Here is an 18,842-nt window from a genome sequence, read left to right as displayed (position 1 = left end):
AGACCACCAGTCGAGGAGATCTGCGTGAAAAAACTCATATTCGATTACCGTACAACGCTCAACTTCAGCACCCCCGTCAGTGATCACCGGTTCCAGCTGCGCTGCGTGCCATGCACGGGCCCGCGTCAACAGATTGTGGACGTGACCGTACGTACCGAGCCGCACACCACGCTCGACAGCACGGTGGACTCATTCGGATCCGTCGTCATGACAGGCTTCGTGGCTGAGCCGCATACCGAATCGATTGTTGAAGTCAAAGGCATTGCGTTTGTAGACAACGCGCATATTGCGCCGGAACCATTCAAACCGTTGTATTTGTACCAATCGGAACTGACCCAGTTAGGGCCGTCCCTCGATGCGCTCGTAGCGCTCGTGCGTACCAAATTGGAGGAAGCGGATTGTGGCTCGGATCCAATCGCGCAGGCACAAGTCATCATGCATGCCGTGTATGACGCGTTCGTGTATACTCCGGGATCCACGAATGTGCGCACGACGTCTGAGGAAGCGTTGCGCCAGCGGGCAGGCGTGTGTCAGGATTACGCACATGTCATGCTGTCGGTATGCCGCGCCTTGGAGATTCCCGCACGCTATATCGCAGGCCTGCTCAGTGGCGAAGGCGCAACCCACGCCTGGGTTGAAGTCTATGACCACGGCCGTTGGATCGGTTTGGATCCGACGCATGACCGCATGGTTGACGACAACTACATCACGATTGCCCATGGCCGTGACTACCGCGACTGCATGCTCGATATCGGCTTGTTCCGTGGCGGTGACGTGACCCAAACGCAAACGGTCAACGCCAGCGTGCATGAATGGCAATGATCAGCAGTCAAGAATCATGATTACACGAATAAGCACTGCGCAGCCCCAGTCCAATGTGATCGCCGGTTTCAGGCCCATCGTTGCCGATGGAATGTGAAACCGGCGGCGTACGACAGTCCAATTACACTGGACGCTCATGGTACGACTGCGCATCGATTTGGCATATGACGGGTTTTCATTCAACGGCTGGGCCGTGCAACCGCAATCCAATATCCGTACTGTGCAAGGCGAAATCGAACAGGCCTTGGCGCGGCTGTTGCATGACGGTAACGAACCTGATTATGTGCCACGCCTGACAGTCGCAGGCCGCACCGATGCAGGCGTGCACGCCTCGCATCAGGTATGCCATCTCGACGTGACCGAACCGATGCTCGACGCCTGCGTGGGCCATATGCGTGTTGAACCCGTCAAAGCCTTGGAAACCAGGCTGTCACGCATGATGCCCGACGATATTGCGATTCATCGCGTGTCCTTCGCGCCCGAAGGTTTTGATGCGCGTTTTTCCGCGTTGGAACGCACCTACGTGTATCGCATCAGTGACGCAGCAACTGACTACGATCCACGCCAATTGAGTTATGTGTGGCACACCGACCATCTGCTCAACATGGACGCAATGAACGAAGCCGCCGCATTGACGCTGGGCTTGCACGATTTCGGGTCATTCGCCACGCCCAATCCCGGCGGCACCACAATCCGCGAAGTCAAAACAGCCTATTGGAGCCGCATTCCCACACGACCATTGATCGCCAATCCAATGGGGGAGCGCTACCACACACCAGCTATCGAATCGGGACTCTTGTGCTTCACAATCGTGGCTGATGCGTTCGCGCGCAACATGGTGCGCTCGCTCGTCAACGCCTGCGTGCAAGTGGGCCTTGGCAAACGCGACGTTGCTTGGTTCGCCCACAAAATGGCAGTACCGCTGCGTGAAGGCTCCACAGGCCCCATCGCCCCCCAAGGCCTAACCCTCGAACACGTCGCCTACCCTGAAGACGCCAACCTTGCCGCCCGCGCCAACTCGATCCGAGCCAAGCGCACCCTCCCCACTCCCGCCACCAATTCCAACCCTACTGAGTAACACAGATTGTTCCAGTTTTCTCCACATGACACCAAGGTATGGATGGCCATTGAAGTGGTTGTATTCATGCAAGTGCCATATTATATTGCGAAATCAAATATGAGATATTCGCAATAATCGATGTGTATTCGTTTCGCCACCATTTTCGGTGTTATGTTAATAGCATATTTGCTACGGATTAAGCGGGAGAAGGGTTCAAGTGCTTTGGCGTAAGCAAAGCGAAATAAGTTGTTCTGCAAGATGCGAAGGGCAAATATGTAATTCATGCTCAACAAGGAGAAGAATTATGGAAACGAAGTGATGACATATGGGGAAAGTCGCGGCTGGGATAATTGTTACCCTGACCGCATTGGTCATGCCGTATTGCCGAGGGCTATAAGAAGCCGGACGGTTCCTACCAGTTTGAGGGCATGACGAGCGTGTACCGTCAGGATATGGCGGCGTTCTTGCGTCGTTTGGCGGTGAAGGCCGATGTGGCGGATGCCGCGTCGTGGAAGCCTTCTGTTTCGGATTGGAACCGGTTCAAGGATGTGGACAGGGATACTCCTCATGCGGAGGATATTCTGTGGTTGGCCCATGCGGGCATTTCCGAGGGTTGGAAGGAGAAGGACGGCAAGTCGACGTTCCGCGGGATGAGTCCGGTGGTGCGTCAGGACATGGCGGCGTTCCTCAAGCGTCTTGCGGACAAGGCCGGCAAGTCCGGTGGTGTGACCGCGAAGTCGTTCAAGGATGTGACGTCGAAAACGCCGCATGCCTCGGAGATCGGTTGGTTGGCGGGTGCCGGCATTTCGACGGGTTACGCGGATGGCACGTTCCGTGGCATGGTGCCGGTCTACCGTCAGGACATGGCGGCGTTCCTGCACCGTCTGGACGGCCGCCTTTCATGAAATAGTGGTCTTTGGCCATAAGGGGCGGGTCGAGCGAATCAATATCGCACGACCCGCCCTTTTCTGTTGCCCGGTTGCCTGTGGCCGCCGCCTTCCGTCTCCCTGCTGCCCGCACGTAAGCCAATTGCGTTACGTGCGGCTGGAGCTTGCCCCCCTTATTCCCGCACGTAAGCGAGTTATCTGTCAGGTCTTGGAAAATAAGGGTTTTGCTGGGTCTTCTCCCGGTAAGGTAATTGGCTTACGTGCGGGAGCCGAAATTGAGGCTGGGAAGTGAGCGAGAGGAAAGGAGAGAAGAGGGAGAGAGAAGGAAAAGTAGACATGAGAAGAGAAAGGAGACAAAGACGGAAGAGCGGCCGTGCGGGGTGGAGGAGTAAGGAAAGTGGTTCTTGGAATCCTCAAGTTGCATCGCGTGCAAGGAGGAAAAACAAAACAGGGTCTGTGGTGAACACAGACCCTGGGAGGGCGGATGAGGCGAGATTCGAACTCGCGGAGGGGGTTGCCCTCACACGCTTTCGAGGCGTGCTCCTTAGACCGCTCGGACACTCATCCATTCGTGCTGTAAAACAGCAACTTGATTATTATGTCTCACATTGCCACAATGTCAAATTCCGCGCGTCGCGTGTCGGTATCAAGTGTTCATGATTGCGCAGCTGGTGGTGTGGCGCTGAACAATGCCAGGTCGAATGAGGGGTATCCCATTTGGAACGCTGTCACAGCATGCGTGGCGATCAGCAACGACAGTTGGCATAATTCGTTGTCTAACGTGGCGTTCGCTTTGGCGTCATCATCGATATGCACATTCGGTAACGCTTGCTGCACGGTGGCCAGTTCCTCGCGTGCGCAATTCATTTCCAATACGGCCACAGTTGGCGCCGACAATCCCGTAGCGGGATCAACCATCGTATCGGGGGAGTCAACCAATGTTTGCGTGGCATAAACTTTGCGTCGCAAATCCTGCGTGTTGCCTGCCAAGCTCATCAGTTCGCTCGAAGCCTGCTTGTGATCATCGCTCAACGCAGCCAACGCCGTGCTGCCGTCAAGTCCATTCGTACGCGCCGCCACAGCACGCCTGCCGGCCAACACTTCGGTGGCGAATCCGACGCGGTCTTCACTTAATGCCAACTGCGCCAACGTGGCTCCGGGCAACACGTTGTCTGTCAATCCGTCGAGTCTGGTCACGATCAACGCCGTGTAATTGCGTTGCACGCGTTTGGCCAATTGTTGCGCCAGCCACTGCATTTGCGCGCTACGCAACGTGCCCTGTTCAAACCGCGTGGGGCATTGTATGGCCACATCCACCCAATCATGCTCGGCAGCATCGGCCATCGCGAACCGCAAATCCCTCGTGGCAAACGCTGTACCAGTAGCCAGCTGGGTACGACGCGTGGCACGACGCATCGCTTTGTCGCAAGCGCTGAGTTGCACGTTCGCTTCAGCTTGCCCCGCAACACGCGGAACGGAACACGCGCCGCCAGCCAGCGTCAACACGATGGCCATCAATGCGCCCACGAACAGTTTCGCGTGGAATCGTGGGGATTGAACATGGCATGGTCGTGTCTGCATGAATCATTACAATATTACGCGTCTGTGACCTGCCCACCATGCTTAAAAACGGCGGAAACGAACGGGGAGTCAAGCCGAACAGCGAGGCGGTCACGGCATGAAAAACCGAATAACCATAACTGAAGAATCAACAGGAGGCAGGGATGCAGCTCAATCTCGTTGGCATTCACCAGCTTGCGAAAGAACAAGGCATCGATACCGAGACCGTTGACGAAGCGCTGTCGGAAGCGCTGCGTCTTGCATACCTCAAGACCCCGAACGCCGCCAAGCACGTGCGCGTCGAACTTGATGAACGCGCCGGAACGTTCACCATTTGGGCCCGCGATGAAATCCGCGTGGAACCCACGGAAGAAGACCCGCACGGCCATATTGAACTTGGCGAAGAATACGACGATACCCCCAAGGACTTCGGCCGTCTTGCCGCAGCGACGGCACGCCAAGTCATCACCCAGCTGTTCCGCCGCGCGGAAGACGACCGTATTTTCGGCGCGTTCTCGGGGCAAAAGGGCAAGCTCATGACGGGCGTAATCCAGCAGGATGTCAAGGACCCGACGAACGTGCACGTTGCCGTGGGCGATGTGGAAGCAATCCTGCCGCGCCGTGAACAGGTGCCAGGCGAACGCTACCGTCACGGCGACCGCATCCGCGTGTACGTCGTCAACGTGAACCGTGGTTTGCGCGGACCCGAAATCATCGTGTCGCGCTCGCACCCGGACCTCGTGCGCAAACTGTTCGAACGCGAAGTGCCGGAGCTTGTCTCGGGGGCCGTGTCGATCATGGCCATTGCACGTGAAGCTGGCGCACGTACGAAGATTGCAGTACGCGCCAATACGGACGGTGTGAACCCCAAGGGAGCCTTGATCGGCCCTGGCGGCTCGCGCGTGCGCGCCGTGATGGAAAACCTCGGCAACGAGAAGATCGACATCGTCGACTGGTCGGACGATCCGGCCAAGTTCATTGGCGCGGCCCTCTCTCCAGCCAACGCCGCTGGCGTGGACGTGATCAGTGACAAGAACAACACGGCCGTGGCCTACATCCACGATGACCAACTTTCGCTGGCCATCGGCAAGGAAGGTCAGAACGCGCGTCTGGCCGCCAAGCTGACGGGCTGGAAGATCGGCATCGAATCAGTCGAAGCGCATGAAGCGGCGCTTGCAGCCCAGCGCGAGGCGCAGGAAGCGGCCGCAGCGGCTGGTACTGAAGCTGCAGCTCAGACAGCTGAGGCTGCGGCCGAGACCGCTGCCGACGTGGAAGCGGTGGCTGACGCCGCTGTGAAATCTGCTGAGTAAGCGGATTGCGTACAGGCCGGCAGTTGGCTTGCGAGCCGCCATATCGGCCTGTGCATGAACCGCTGAATCTGACGCTGGATGAGGCGATGCGCCAGCATGTGCCTCATCCAGCACCGTGAGTATGCTGAACACGGTATCCGTGACGGGTGTTTGACCCCGAAAACGGTAATCGAAATGAGGTATCCCACCATGGTTGCACGATGAGACGAATCAAGCTCGCCGTGAGAAAATAACAGCCGCGAAAACATGTACGCGGCTTGAGATAGGAGAAATTGAGTGCCGAAAGCACGCGTATATGAACTCGCCAAGGAACTTGGCGTTAGCAGCAAGACGGTCCTTGAGAAGCTCAAGGATATGGGAGAATTCGTCAAGTCTGCATCCTCGACAGTGGAGGCCCCTGTGGTGCGTCGCCTGAAGGCCGCATTCCCGCAGGACGGCGCCTCCGCACAAGCTTCCTCTGATTCGCAGGCCAAGCCGGCCGCCAAGAAGCCATCCGCTCCGAAGCCGCATAATCCAGCCAGCCCAGCGAACTCCGCAGTAAAGCCGGGCGAGCGTCAGCACAGCGCCGCCGCGCCAACGCCGAAGAGCGCCCAGGGCGCTGCCGCTGCAGACGAGGCCGCTGCACAGGTTGCTTCACAGTCCGCTTCCGCCCAGTCCGCCGCTTCAACGCCGGCGCCCGCGACACCGTCCGCTCCAACTCCGGGACCGCGCCGCGCCAACGCGCCGAAGCCTTCCGCAGGCCGCAATGCGTCGAACGGTGGCGCACATGGCAACCATGCGGGTCACAACGATCACGGCCAGGCTGGTGCAGCAGGTGCAGCAGGTGCAGTCAGCTCCGCTGCTTCCGCCCAGGGCAACGCTGGCGCTGGTGCAGCTGGCTCCGCGCCGCGTCCGCATGCGCCGCGTCCTGCAGCGCCAATGCCGGGCCCGCGTCCGACTCCGGGTGCCAATGCCGGCAAGCGTCAGGGTGGCGCGCACGGCGCCAAGGGCGAAGGCCGCGGCAATGCGCCACGTCCGGGCAACAATCCGTTCAGCCGCAAGCAGGGCATGCGCACGCCCACGCCAGGCGACATTCCGCGTCCTCATCCGATGGCACGTCCTTCAGTCAACAACAATGACCGCCGTGGTGGCCGTCCGGGTCAAAACGGTGGCGGTCGTGGCGGCTTCAAGGGCCGTCCGGGCCAGGGTTCGGGCGTTCCGAAGCCAGGGCAGTGGGGACACAACCGTCCGGGTCAGGGCGGCGGTGCTTCCGCAGGTGGCGCACGTTCCGGCGGCTCGCGTTTCGGCGGTGGCCAGAACAACTTCCAGCACAACAGCGCTCCGAGCAACGGTCCGTCGCGTGGCGGCGGTCGCGGCCGTGGCGGCGCCGCAGGTGCATTCGGCCGTCAGGGCGGCAAGTCCTCGAAGGCCCGCAAGAACAGGCTCGCCAAACGTCATGAGTATGAAGAGCTGAAAGCACCAGTCATTGGCGGCGTGCGCATTCCTACCGGCAACGGCCAGACCGTGCGCCTGCGCCAGGGCTCCTCGCTGGCTGATTTGGCTGAGAAGATCAACGTCAATCCGGCCGCTCTCGTGACCGTGCTGTTCCACTTGGGTGAGATGGCCACGGCCACACAGTCGCTCGACGAGTCGACGTTCCAGATTCTTGGTGAGGAAATCGGCTGGAACATCAAGATCGTGTCGGCTGAGGAAGAAGACAAGGAGCTGCTGCAGCAGTTCGACATCGACCTGGAGTCCGAAGAGCTGCAGGAAGACGAAGACTTGAAGCCGCGTCCTCCGGTCGTCACCGTGATGGGTCACGTCGACCACGGTAAGACACGCCTGCTTGACACAATCCGCAAGTCGAACGTCATCGCACGTGAGGCCGGCGGCATCACGCAGCGCATCGGCGCCTACCAGGTTTCCATCGACATGGACGGCGAGACGCGCAAGATCACGTTCCTTGACACGCCTGGCCACGAAGCGTTCACGGCCATGCGTGCGCGTGGTGCTGAGCTCACCGACGTCGCGATCCTCGTAGTCGCCGCCGATGACGGTGTCATGCCGCAGACGGTTGAGGCTATCAACCATGCCCAGTCGGCCAACGTACCGATCGTTGTGGCCGTCAACAAGATCGATGTGGCCGGCGCGAACCCCGACAAGGTGCGCGGTCAGCTCACCGAGTTCGGTCTCGTGCCGGAGGAGTACGGCGGCAACACCATGTTCGTCGACATCTCGGCCAAGCAGGGCACGAACGTTGACAAGCTGCTCGAAGCGGTGCTGTTGACTGCCGACGCTGAGCTTGACTTGCGTGCCAACCCAGACATGGACGCCCGCGGCGCTACCGTCGAGGCCCGTCTTGACAAGGGTCGCGGCGCTGTGGCCACCGTGCTCGTGCAGCAGGGTACGCTGCACATCGGCGACTCGATTGTGGCCGGCACGTCGTATGGCCGTGTGCGCGCGATGCTCGACGAAAACGGCCAGCATATGGACGCCGCAGGTCCATCGACCCCCGTCCAGGTGCTTGGTTTGACGAGCGTGCCGACCGCAGGCGACTTGTTCCTTGTGGCCCAGGACGACCGTACGGCCCGCCAGATCGCTGAGAAACGTCAGGCCACCGAGCGCGCCGCCCAGCTCGCCAAGCGTCGCAAGATTGTTTCGCTGGAGAGCCTCAAGGAGCAGTTCGCGAAGTCCGAGATCGACATGCTCAACATTGTCATCAAGGGCGATTCGTCGGGTTCGGTCGAGGCGCTCGAGGATTCGCTGATGAAGATCGAGGTGTCCGACGAAGTCGGTATCCAGGTCATCCACCGCGGCGTTGGCGCAATCACGCAGAACGACGTCAACTTGGCCACGGTCGACAAGGCCGTCATCATCGGCTTCAACGTGCGTCCGAACCGTCAGGTGGCCGACCTCGCCGAGCGTGAGGGTGTGGAGATTAAGTACTACTCGGTCATCTACAAGGCCATCGAAGACATCGAAGCCTCGCTCAAGGGCATGCTCAAGCCTGAGTATGAAGAGGTCACGACCTCGCACTCCGAGATCCGCGAGATCTTCCGTTCGTCGAAGTTCGGCAACATCGCTGGCGTTATGGTGCAGGACGGCGACGTCAAGCGCGGCACGAAGGCCCGCATCTTGCGCAACGGCGTGGCCACGGTCAACGACCTCGAGATCTCCTCGCTGCGCCGCTTCAAGGACGACGTGCAGTCCGTGCACGAAGGTTACGAAGCCGGTATCAACCTCGGTTCGTTCAACGACATCGAGATTGGCGACATCATCGAAACGTTCGAGATGCGCGAGATCGAGCGCAAGTAACGCTGACATCCGCTTCAGGCAGCCGCTCACCTCATTCGGGTGGGCGGCTGCCCGCGTTTTCCCGTGGTTCTTTCAAAGTTCTGGGAGGTTGTCTCGCTAGTGTGGGTGTTCAGTAACGTCAATACTCATATTGATTTCCGCCATTGCCAGAACAATGCCGGAACGAAGCGTAAAGGACCATCATGCAAGGAACGAACCCTCGCGCCGCCAGGATTGCGGCGCTAATCCAGCGTGTCATCGCGTCGAACATGGAATCCACATTGCACGACAAGCGTTTGGCGAACGTGACGATTACCGATGTCAAGGTCACGAACGACCTGCAACTGGCCAAAGTGTATTGGACCACACTCGGCCAGACCGGCCATGAGGACGGTGCGCGCAAGCGCGCCCAGGAAGCGTTGAACCAGGCCAAAGGCCGTTTGCGTACGCTCGTGGGCCGCAAAGCCGGATTGCGGTTGACACCGCAACTGCAGTTCATCTTCGACAAGGTGCCTGGTGAAGCGCATGAGATTGACGACATCATCATGCTGGCACGCAAACGTGATGAGGAACTCGCGCGCATGCGCAGCACAGCCCAATATGCGGGCGATGCCGATCCGTACCGTCGTGAGGAACAGGATGAGCCTGAGCCTGCAGTGGAGGCCATGGAAGCGTCCGACGGCATTGCCGCGGGTGACAAACCCTATGAACGCATGGAACACGGCACGCAACCCGACATCATGGATCGCGCCGACATCAACGCCGACCGCGACGAATATGACGAGTATGACGGCGACGTAGTGGAAGTCGAGGAGTTCGAAGACTCGGACGACATCAATCTTGACGAGCCTGAGGCCCTGTGAATCCATGCCTGATCCGAAGCCTATGACCTCTACCGCTGTCAACTCGTTGCCATCTGCCGGCGTGTTCGTCGTCGACAAGCCACAAGGCGTGACGAGCCATGACGTGGTGGCGATGATGCGCCAAGCGTTGCATACGAAGAAAGTCGGCCATGCCGGCACATTGGACCCAATGGCCACAGGCGTGCTCGTAATCGGCTATGGGGACGCGACGAAACTGCTGAACATCATTGTCGACCACGTCAAAACCTACCGTGCAACAATCCGCTTTGGCCAAGCCACAATGACCGACGACGCAGAAGGCGAGATTGTATCTGGCGTGGCGACACGCGACGTGCTGCCAACGCTTGAACAAGTCGAGCACACGATTCGCCAATCGTTCATTGGCACAATCGACCAAGTGCCCAACACGTATTCGGCAATCAAAGTGCATGGCCAACGCGCTTATGATTTGGCGCGCGCCGGCAAAGACGTGAAGCTTGAGTCGCGCCAAGTCACAGTGGAAGCATTCGACGTGCTCGACGCGCGTGAAACCATAGCGGCCGATGGCACGCCCGTGCTCGATGTGGAAGTGGAAGTCACCTGCTCGGCTGGCACCTATATCCGCGCGTTGGCGCGCGATTTGGGACTCGCGTTCGGCTGCGGCGCCCATTTGACAGCATTGCGTCGTCTGGCCGTAGGCGCCTATCAGGTCGGTCACGGCGAACCCGTCGTGCATGCGCATGTGCAACGGCGCGAGTTTACGAATCGCGAGGGCGAACTCATGCAACGAGCACGCGCCGTGATCGACGAGCATGATGCGAGTCGTTTGACCGAACTCGTGATCCCAATGGAACAGGCTGCACGCCGCGCGTTGCCAGTCATCGACGTCAGTGCTGAACAAGCCCAAGACTTGCGCTATGGTCGATGGCTTGACATGACAAGCCCGGACACCGTATCGGTGGCCATTGGGCCTGACCATGATGTCGTCGCGCTCGTGGTGCCAGCACGGGGCAAACAATTGAAGCCTCAAACTGTATTCCACGCATAAAACAGAAATCAATATCACACAACGTCACAGGAGCCCCACGCAGATGAAGATTTTCCGACTCAACCCACAAGCCGACGGCACGGTGGAATGGCCGTTGCTGGACCGTGAACGCAAAAGCGTGGTGACAGTGGGCGTGTTTGACGGACTGCATCGCGGGCACCAAGCCGTCGTCGAGCGCGTCGTGCAGATCGCGCACAAGCTGGACCTGTTCTCCGTCGTCATCATGTTCGACCCGCGTCCCGGATTCGTGCACGCCTACGCCAAGCAACACGACGGAGCCGACGTGCCCGACACATTGCGTGACGCGAACCTGCTGACCGACGTGGACCGGCGTCTGCAGTTGCTGCAACAGCTCGGCGTGGACGTGGCGATTGTCGTGCACTATACGATGGCGTTCTCCCGCGTGTCTTATCTGACGTTCCTGGGCAACCTTGTAGGCAAACTTGGCATGCGCACGCTCGTACTCGGCGAGGACGCGGCTCTGGGAGCCGAACGCAAAGGCACCGTTGAACGAATCCGCACAATCGCTGACGGCACAGGCATGTTTGAACTGGACGTGGTGGACGACCGCGGACCAGGTAAAACGCGTGTGCCCCCGAAACTGACGGGTTTGGAAGCGCAAGTGCTGGAAGGCCAGCAGCCGAGCGACCCGCGCAAGACGATGACCAAAGCGCAGATGCGTGCGTGGAGCAAGAAACTGCAAGCCAAACTCGTACGCGAACTGAGCTCCACGAACATTCGATACTTGCTCAACCTCGGCGTGATTGAGGACGCAAACGCGCTGCTCGGACGCGCACATGCCGTTGAAGGCGTCGTCGTGCATGGTGAGGAACGCGGACGCACGCTCGGATTCCCAACGGCCAATGTGGGCGCTCCAGTGGACGGCTATCTGCCAGCCGATGGCGTCTATGCCGGATGGCTCGTCGACCTGGGCCCTGCGGATCAGAGCGCCGCAACAGACCAGATGCAAGAGCAGGAAACAATGGAAGGCGAGCAGGAACACGGACGCTGGGCCGCCGATATTTCCATCGGCACGAAACCCACGTACAGCGAGCTCACGGGACTGCATGAGCGCGTGCTGGAAGCGAACGCAATCACCGATGACTGGCTTGACCTGTACGGCCACCGCGTGCGCGTGGAATTCGTGCAATTCCTGCGCCCGCAAATCAAGTTCGAATCGTCCGACGCGTTGAAAGCCGAGCTCGAACGCAACGCCGAGCAGGCGTGGGAAATCTGCCAGGCGCAGCAAAAGCAGTAGCGTGGCGGGGCTGCGGCCGCGATGGTAAGTATCAGTAAGTATCACAGTGGAGGGCGTGCTGCGTTGAGAGCTTGCAGTGCTTGGTCAACGCAGTAGCGATGGTCAACTCGCAGCAGTGCTTGTCAATGCAGCAGCGCTTGCAGAGCATCTTTGACCGTCGCGGCTTCAATGACGCGCAAGCCCTCAATATGCACGGGCTTGCGCAACATTGGCACCACAGCAGTGGTGAACCCAAGCCGCGCAGCCTCACGCAAGCGATACTCAAGACGCGGAATCGGACGGACCTGACCCGTCAACGAAATCTCACCAATCGCACACGTCGTGGCGGCAATCGGTTTCTTCTTCGCAGCGCTCGCCAACGCACCGACAATAGCCAAATCACAGGCCGGTTCTTTCGCCACGCCACCGGCCACCGTCGACACATACAAATCATTGTTCAACAACGCAATGCCACCATGGCGGTAAAGCACAGCCACAAGCATGGCAAGCCGGTTCGCATCAATACCATTGACAGCACGACGCGGCGTAGGCAGCACCGAATTCGTCACCAAACTCTGAATCTCCACCGGCAGCGAACGGTGACCATCCAACGTGAACGTGACGCACGTGCCATCAATCGAGGGAGCACTGGCGCAGTCGTCGGAACCGTTGGAATTGGTAGCGTTGGTGAGATTGGAACCGCGTGACGAGAGGAACAAGCCAGCCGGATCAGTGACCTCCTCAATGCCCTCGCCAGACATGTCAAAACAACCCACCTCATCCGTGGGGCCAAAACGATTCTTGACAGCACGCAGCAAACGCAACGCCGTCTGCGGTTCACCCTCAAACTGACACACCACATCGACGAGATGCTCAAGCGTGCGAGGACCCGCAATCTGGCCATCCTTCGTCACATGCCCCACGAGAAACACCGGGATATCCATACGTTTGGCCGTGTCAATCAATGCGCTCGCCACCTCGCGCACCTGCGTGGAACCACCCGAAATGCCATCAACGTCTTGCGAGACAATCGTCTGCGCCGAATCGACAATGGCCAACGCAGGCTTATGCTGCTCAATCAGCGCCAACGCCGTAGCCAAATCAGTGGTGGAAGCCAGCAGCAAATTGGGTTCGACAGCGCCAATGCGAGACGCGCGCAAACGGATTTGCGCCTGTGATTCCTCACCGGAAATGTACAGCACGGCATTGCGCTCGCTGCCGCGATCCACACTGCGGGCGATATTGCCGGCCGTTTCGAGCAGCAATGTGGATTTGCCGATGCCAGGTTCGCCCGCGATCAACACGACTGATCCAGGCACGACGCCACCGCCGAGCACGCGGTCGAATTCGCTGAATCCAGAAGGCAGTCTCGTGACCGATTCGGTGTCAATTTCGGTAATCGGCAGCGCTGCGCTTTGGGCTGTGATTGTGGTGGAAGCCGTGGTGCGAGCCGTGCGACCAGGGGCTGCCGTGCGCGAGTGTGCGCTGGAGGCGGCCACACTGGCCTCGCGGAACTCTTCGACAGTGCCCCATGAGCCACAGTTGGGGCAGCGTCCCATCCATTTTGCGCCGTTCCATCCGCATTCCGAGCACACGTATTGCACGTTCGATTTCGCCATAGTTTCCGAACGTAGCCGTAGTGGGGATTGAGGTCAAGTAGACGTGGAACAATCAGCTTATGCCTCACTCACCACAGTCGTCGAAAAGCCGAAACCAGCAGACGAGTTCTTCAATCATCAAGTTGCGCATTGCCGTTGCGGCTGTCGCGTTCGTTATTGTGCTGTCGTTGGTGTTCGCGTTCCTGTGGCCGGGTTGGGCGGTGAAACCCGCGCCGGCTCCTGTGGCCACACCGGCGGCCACAGCAACAGCCAAGCCTACGATCGCAGCCAAAGCGTTGCCGGACGATGCCACGTCACTGATGAAAGCGTTGCCAGACCATGTGGCGGAATATGTGCGTTTGGATGTGGCCACGACGGATGTGTGGAAAGACGCCAAACCGTTGGAAGCGTATGCGGTGACGTATGGCACGAGCGAAGAGGCCAAACCGGACAATTCGGTCTCGCTGACCGTGGCCCAATGGTCGACAACTGCGGATGCGCAGCAACAGTTCGCCAAGCTCAAGTCCGATTTGCAGGGTACGGAAGTCATGTCGGGCAACATCAAAGTGTCTGGCAGCACTTCAGGAGCCTACATTATGAAGACTGATGGCAAGCCTGAGGATGCTTCAGCACAAGCCACAGGCCTGTGGTGCAACGATACCGTCGTGTTTGAGGTGCAAGGCCAGCAGAAGGCTGTGAAAACAATGGTAGAGCTGTTCCCACTGTAATAGGCATTTGTCATAGTCATTGCAGCGCTAGGTGGTACAACGGTGAGCGGTGGCACGACGGTGGCATGACGGTGGCACGACGGTGGCGTGACGGTGGCGTGGCGGAGGCAACACGCGCCGATAAAGTCTTCTTGCCCGTGTAGTATTGGGCGAGTTGCAATCTTAACGTTAAGGAATGGAGGCTTCAGATGGGTTCTGTCATCAAGAAGCGTCGCAAGCGGATGAGCAAGAAGAAGCACCGCAAATTGCTGCGTAAGACCCGCCACCAGCGCAAGTAGTCGTTGAAGCGTGAAGCCTGCCAATTTGGCAGGCTTCACGCATATCTAGGGTAATGTCTGGTTGCTGGCTGTTGATTGCCGGTGAGCTGTAAGGACCACATAGATATATAGGCCATATAACAAATGGCCATGCCTCGAATGGTAGGCATGGCCAATGGGATTATGGGTGATCAGGTGGTCAACGGTGCCGCAGCTGTTGAGCCGGCGTCTCGTTGACCATGTGATGACTCACTTGTTCGGGTTCGTCAGGATGCGCGGGCCATCCGGGTCGCCAACGATGACTTCGTCAACCATGTTCAGGAACAGGCCCGTTTCCACAACGCCCACCATGTTGATCAAGTCTTCCTGCAGCTCGAACGGCTTTTCGATTTTCTCGAGGTGCAAATCGACCACATAGTTCTTTTCATCGGTCAGCACGGGGTTGCCGTCAGCGTCGAGGCGCAGCACGGGCTTGTAGCCCTTCTTTTCCATCTTTTCGACCACATGGCCATGACCGAACGGAATCACTTCCACAGGCAGCGGGAACTTGCCGATGGTTTCCACAACCTTCGATTCATCGACAATCCAGACGATCTTCTTCGAGTTGATGGCCACGATCTTTTCCCACAGCAGCGCTGCGCCACCGCCCTTGATGCCGTTGAAGTTGTCATCGACTTCGTCGGCGCCATCAATCGTCACGTCGATTTCTTCCACATCGTCCACGTTCACGATCTTGATGCCGTAGCCTTCAGCCTGCTCCTGCGTGCGGCGCGAGGTGGTAACGCCAGTGAACTGCAGGCCTTCCTCCTGCACACGGCGGCCGAGCTCATCGACGAGGAAACGCACGGTCGAGCCCGTGCCGAGTCCCACGATCATGCCGTCCTTGACGAGCTTGGCCGCTTCGATGCCGGCCGCTTTTTTCAATGCATCCTGTTGCGCCTTATCCATGCAACTCTCCTTAGTTTAGGAATACGGGTGATGCGCACACATGCGCATCACAGGCGTGCTTATGCTTCGTGACCATCCTACGCGACGTCATGGTCGTAACCGCGCTGATTAATGACGTGATTCCATAAGGAATTGTTGCGGTTTGAGTTCCAGCGTGCCATCGCCTTGCACATAGCCTTCCACGCGGATCCATCCGTGCACGGGGCGTGGAGAACCGTCGAATGTCGGGCTTGATTCGGGAGGTGGCGTCATATGCAATGTGCCACTGACTTCGATGCCCGTAGCATGCAGCAAATCGTTCACGTGCATGCGGCTGCCTGCAGTGTGCTGGGCTGCGGGGGCTGCTGCTTGCGTGGCGGTTGCGACGTCAACGGTTGTCGGTTGGGGGTGGGATTGGGCTTGGGGCACTTTAAGCGGGGCTGCTGGTGACTGTGATGCAGAATCAACCGCGGATGAGGTGGCGGGATCTTGCGTGAATGACTCGGGATTGTTTGCTGTGCCGGATGATTCAGCCTTAGGTTTCACGCTATGTTTCACAGTCTTGGCGGTGGCGTCTGACTGGGCTGGCTTTGTGGTCGGCTTTGTGTCCGATTCCGCGACAGCGCCGTTGTCATCAACGGTTGGTGCAGCGCCGCCCATACTGCATACGGCCGTGTAGTCGGTCTCGCTCATCGTGCCGTCGAGTAGCATTTGCGCGTCCATCGGCACGTCGGTGCCTTTGGCATAGGGGGATTCGAGCAGTGACTGCCATCCTTCGCGTGGCAGATAGCCGTCGCGCGCATGGGAACGTGCGTCTTCGGCATAGGTGCGTGCGAGCAGATCGACTTTTTCGTTGCCTTCGTTGCCGGCATGGCCTTTGACCCACACGAATGTGACCGAACCGGCACGGTCGCGCAATTCGGCGTCAATGGCCTTGATCAACGGCGCGTTCTTGACAGGTTCTTTTTTCGAGTTTTTCCAACCGTTCTTTTTCCAGCCATGCACCCATTTGGTGGAACAGTTGATCGCATACTGCGAGTCAGTTTCAATAATCAGCGGCTCACTGCCCGGATGGGCGCGCAATGCTTGCAACACGGCGCACAGTTCGCCAATCTGGTTCGTACCGTTTGTGGCGCCACCGGCATCGCAATCGCCGCCATGGTGGTGGGATGCTTCGTCACCGTCGGTATGGTCGGCCCATGCCCAACCCATGGGTCCGTTGGGATTGCCCAGTGCGCTGCCATCTGTGGAAACCGTAATCGTCATGGTCTCCACCCTAGCCCATGAGGAGGCTTGGGCAAGTAGCATCGTGGGGAAATGGAAGAGGGGTGCCGCAGTGCGGCACCCCTCAAGCGTCATGCAGAAATCAATATGTCATTGCATGAACGCGAGTCTCACTCTCCGAGAGCCTTGTCCACAACCTGGGTGGCCTCTTCGAGCACGGCGTCGAGCGTCTCGGGGGAGACGAACGACTCGGCGTAGACCTTGTAGATGTTCTCGGTACCGGACGGACGGGCGGCGAACCAGTTGTTCTTGGTCGAAACCTTGAGGCCGCCGATCGGAGCGTCGTTGCCTGGCGCGCGTGTGATCTTGGAGATGATCTCCTCGCCGCCCAGCGTCGTGGCCGTCACATCGTCGCCGGTCAGCGAGGCGAACTTGGCCTTCTGCTCGAGCGTGGTCGGCGTGTCGATGCGGCTGTACCAGCTTTCGCCGAAACGTTCAACCTGCTCCTGATGCAGCTGAGCCGGGTTCTTTCCGGTCTTGCCTGTGATTTCGGCAGCCAGCAGGTCGGGGATCAGGCCGTCCTTGTCGGTGGTCCACACGCGACCGTCGAAACGCAGGAAGCTCATGCCGGAGCTCTCTTCGCCGCCGAATGCCACTTCGCCAGTGAACAGCGGGTCGACGAACCACTTGAAACCGACGGGCACCTCAACGACCGGGGCGTTGATCGATGCGGCCACGCGGTCGATCAGCGAGGACGACACGAGCGTCTTGCCCACGCCGGCGCCGGCCGGCCAGTCGGGACGGTTGCCGCCGAACAGATACTCGACGCACACGGCCAAGTAGTGGTTCGGGTTCATGACGCCCCAGTTCGGGCAGACGATGCCGTGACGGTCGGCGTCGGGATCGGTGCCGCCAACCAGATCGTAGTTGTCCCAAGCGCCCGCGTTGAGCGAGTCCACGAGACCCTTCATGGCGTACGTGGAGGAGGGGTCCATACGGATCTTGCCATCGTGGTCAATCGTCATGAAGCGCCAGGTCGGATCGACTTCAGGGCGCACGATGCCAATGTTCAGGCCGTACTTCTCGTTGATCAGCGGCCAGTAGTTGACCGAAGCGCCGCCGAGCGGGTCGATGCCGAGGCGCACGCCCGAAGAGCGGATCACGTCAAAGTCGATGACGTTCTTCAGGTCGTCAACATAGTGCTCACGGAAGTCGAAGCGCTCCACGAACTCGGACTTGATGGCCTGCTCGAACGGCACGCGCTTGATGTTCTTGTAGTTGCCGAGCAGCTCATTGGCGCGGTTGGCGATTGCGTTCGTGACCTCGGACGGAGCTGGGCCGCCCGTTACGGGATCGTACTTGAAGCCGCCATCGGTGGGCGGGTTGTGGGAAGGGGTGACAACGATGCCATCAGCCAGGCCGTCGCCTTCGAAACGCTGGGAGCCGTCGGCGGCGCGGTTGTGCGTGAGGATGGCCTGGGAGACCACGGGAGTAGGCGTGAAGTCGTCACGCGAGTCGATGCGAACGGTAACACCGTTGGCGACGAGCACCTCGATGGCCGTCTTCCAAGCCGGCTCGGACAGCGCGTGCGTGTCGCGGCCGATGTACAGCGGGCCGTTGACGCCGGCGGCCTTGCGGTACTCGGCGATGGCCTGCGTGATGGCCACGATGTGCGCTTCGTTGAAGGAGTTCTTCAGCGAGGAGCCACGGTGTCCGGACGTGCCGAAAATCACGCGCTCGGCCGGAACGTCGGGGTTGGGGATGACGTCATAGTACTTGCCGATGACCTCATCCACGTCAATCAGATCTGCTGGGGTGGCGGGCATACCCGCATTGTTTGCTACCATACGGCCAATTGTGCCACGAGGCCTTGCTCTTAATGGCGAGTTGTCCAAGCCGAGTGGGGGACACGACAGCCCCGGCGTGTCGAAACGCTGTAGGCGCAATATGTAAAACGTTTTCTGAAAACATGCGGAAAAGTCGTTGTGAAGGGGGTTAGAAAGTTAAATGAATTAACGGAAAATGGCGGCAGAAAAGGTTTGCTGACTGTGGTTCGATGTAGTGTGTGA

General features: G+C 59.2%; 15 protein-coding genes and 1 tRNA gene. 10 read left to right on the top strand and 6 right to left on the bottom strand.

Annotated elements, in window-relative coordinates; all coding sequences use genetic code 11:
* Positions 1 to 24: 24 nt before the first annotated feature.
* From BGLCM_RS01890 to BGLCM_RS01875, 3 genes are all read left to right on the top strand, one after another.
* Positions 25 to 822: a transglutaminase family protein gene (locus BGLCM_RS01890; RefSeq protein ID WP_006295247.1), complete on the top strand. Its 798-nt coding sequence runs from the start codon at positions 25 to 27 to the stop codon at positions 820 to 822.
* 136 nt (positions 823 to 958) lie between these two features.
* Complete coding sequence (locus BGLCM_RS01885; protein WP_006295246.1) at positions 959 to 1,900, top strand: tRNA pseudouridine synthase A; 942 nt, start codon at positions 959 to 961, stop codon at positions 1,898 to 1,900.
* Positions 1,901 to 2,310: 410 nt separating this feature from the next.
* Positions 2,311 to 2,787: an S-layer homology domain-containing protein gene (locus BGLCM_RS01875; RefSeq protein ID WP_006295244.1), complete on the top strand. Its 477-nt coding sequence runs from the start codon at positions 2,311 to 2,313 to the stop codon at positions 2,785 to 2,787.
* 463 nt (positions 2,788 to 3,250) lie between these two features.
* On the opposite strand, the gene BGLCM_RS01870 is transcribed toward BGLCM_RS01875, so the two are convergent.
* Both BGLCM_RS01870 and BGLCM_RS01865 read right to left on the bottom strand, forming a co-directional pair.
* Positions 3,251 to 3,336: transfer RNA gene (locus BGLCM_RS01870), tRNA-Ser, on the bottom strand.
* Between the two features lie 87 nt (positions 3,337 to 3,423).
* Positions 3,424 to 4,350, bottom strand: coding sequence for a hypothetical protein (locus tag BGLCM_RS01865; RefSeq protein WP_044084498.1), 927 nt, complete (start codon positions 4,348 to 4,350; stop codon positions 3,424 to 3,426).
* A gap of 143 nt (positions 4,351 to 4,493) precedes the next feature.
* Here BGLCM_RS01865 and nusA point away from each other — a divergent pair, with 143 nt between their 5' ends.
* The 5 genes from nusA (at position 4,494) to ribF (ending at position 12,060) form a co-directional block, all read left to right on the top strand.
* Positions 4,494 to 5,639: a transcription termination factor NusA gene (gene nusA / locus BGLCM_RS01860; protein ID WP_006295242.1), complete on the top strand. Its 1,146-nt coding sequence runs from the start codon at positions 4,494 to 4,496 to the stop codon at positions 5,637 to 5,639.
* A 276-nt stretch (positions 5,640 to 5,915) separates the two neighbouring features.
* The gene (infB, locus tag BGLCM_RS01855) at positions 5,916 to 8,933 is read left to right on the top strand and encodes a translation initiation factor IF-2 (RefSeq protein WP_006295241.1); all 3,018 of its coding nucleotides are present in this window, start codon (positions 5,916 to 5,918) and stop codon (positions 8,931 to 8,933) included.
* Positions 8,934 to 9,115: 182 nt separating this feature from the next.
* Complete coding sequence (rbfA, locus tag BGLCM_RS01850) at positions 9,116 to 9,775, top strand: 30S ribosome-binding factor RbfA (protein WP_006295240.1); 660 nt, start codon at positions 9,116 to 9,118, stop codon at positions 9,773 to 9,775.
* Between the two features lie 4 nt (positions 9,776 to 9,779).
* Positions 9,780 to 10,802: a tRNA pseudouridine(55) synthase TruB gene (gene truB / locus BGLCM_RS01845; protein ID WP_006295239.1), complete on the top strand. Its 1,023-nt coding sequence runs from the start codon at positions 9,780 to 9,782 to the stop codon at positions 10,800 to 10,802.
* 43 nt (positions 10,803 to 10,845) lie between these two features.
* Positions 10,846 to 12,060, top strand: coding sequence for a bifunctional riboflavin kinase/FMN adenylyltransferase (gene ribF, locus BGLCM_RS01840; RefSeq protein WP_006295238.1), 1,215 nt, complete (start codon positions 10,846 to 10,848; stop codon positions 12,058 to 12,060).
* 122 nt (positions 12,061 to 12,182) lie between these two features.
* On the opposite strand, the gene radA is transcribed toward ribF, so the two are convergent.
* Positions 12,183 to 13,658 carry a DNA repair protein RadA gene (radA, locus tag BGLCM_RS01835; protein WP_006295237.1) on the bottom strand — a complete coding sequence of 492 codons (1,476 nt, stop codon included), beginning with the start codon at positions 13,656 to 13,658 and terminating at the stop codon, positions 12,183 to 12,185.
* A gap of 59 nt (positions 13,659 to 13,717) precedes the next feature.
* Here radA and BGLCM_RS01830 point away from each other — a divergent pair, with 59 nt between their 5' ends.
* A complete protein-coding gene (locus tag BGLCM_RS01830; RefSeq protein WP_006295236.1) occupies positions 13,718 to 14,365 on the top strand; it encodes a hypothetical protein in 648 nt (215 codons plus the stop codon).
* A gap of 188 nt (positions 14,366 to 14,553) precedes the next feature.
* A complete protein-coding gene (locus tag BGLCM_RS08220; RefSeq protein ID WP_004268639.1) occupies positions 14,554 to 14,643 on the top strand; it encodes a 30S ribosomal protein bS22 in 90 nt (29 codons plus the stop codon).
* A 228-nt stretch (positions 14,644 to 14,871) separates the two neighbouring features.
* Here BGLCM_RS08220 and rpiA read toward each other — a convergent pair whose 3' ends face one another.
* The 3 genes from rpiA to pgm all read right to left on the bottom strand — a co-directional run bounded on the left by rpiA (position 14,872) and on the right by pgm (position 18,620).
* A complete protein-coding gene (gene rpiA, locus BGLCM_RS01825; RefSeq protein ID WP_006295234.1) occupies positions 14,872 to 15,570 on the bottom strand; it encodes a ribose-5-phosphate isomerase RpiA in 699 nt (232 codons plus the stop codon).
* Positions 15,571 to 15,678: 108 nt separating this feature from the next.
* Entirely contained in the window at positions 15,679 to 16,815 is a 1,137-nt protein-coding gene (locus BGLCM_RS01820) for a ribonuclease H family protein (protein WP_044084497.1), read from the bottom strand.
* 128 nt (positions 16,816 to 16,943) lie between these two features.
* Complete coding sequence (pgm, locus tag BGLCM_RS01815; protein ID WP_006295232.1) at positions 16,944 to 18,620, bottom strand: phosphoglucomutase (alpha-D-glucose-1,6-bisphosphate-dependent); 1,677 nt, start codon at positions 18,618 to 18,620, stop codon at positions 16,944 to 16,946.
* Positions 18,621 to 18,842 lie beyond the last annotated feature (222 nt).

It is taken from the genome of Bifidobacterium gallicum DSM 20093 = LMG 11596, assembly GCF_000741205.1.
Classification (GTDB): domain Bacteria; phylum Actinomycetota; class Actinomycetes; order Actinomycetales; family Bifidobacteriaceae; genus Bifidobacterium; species Bifidobacterium gallicum.
Note: the sequence above shows the minus strand (reverse complement) of the source record. Positions and strands in the feature narration are given on the sequence as shown.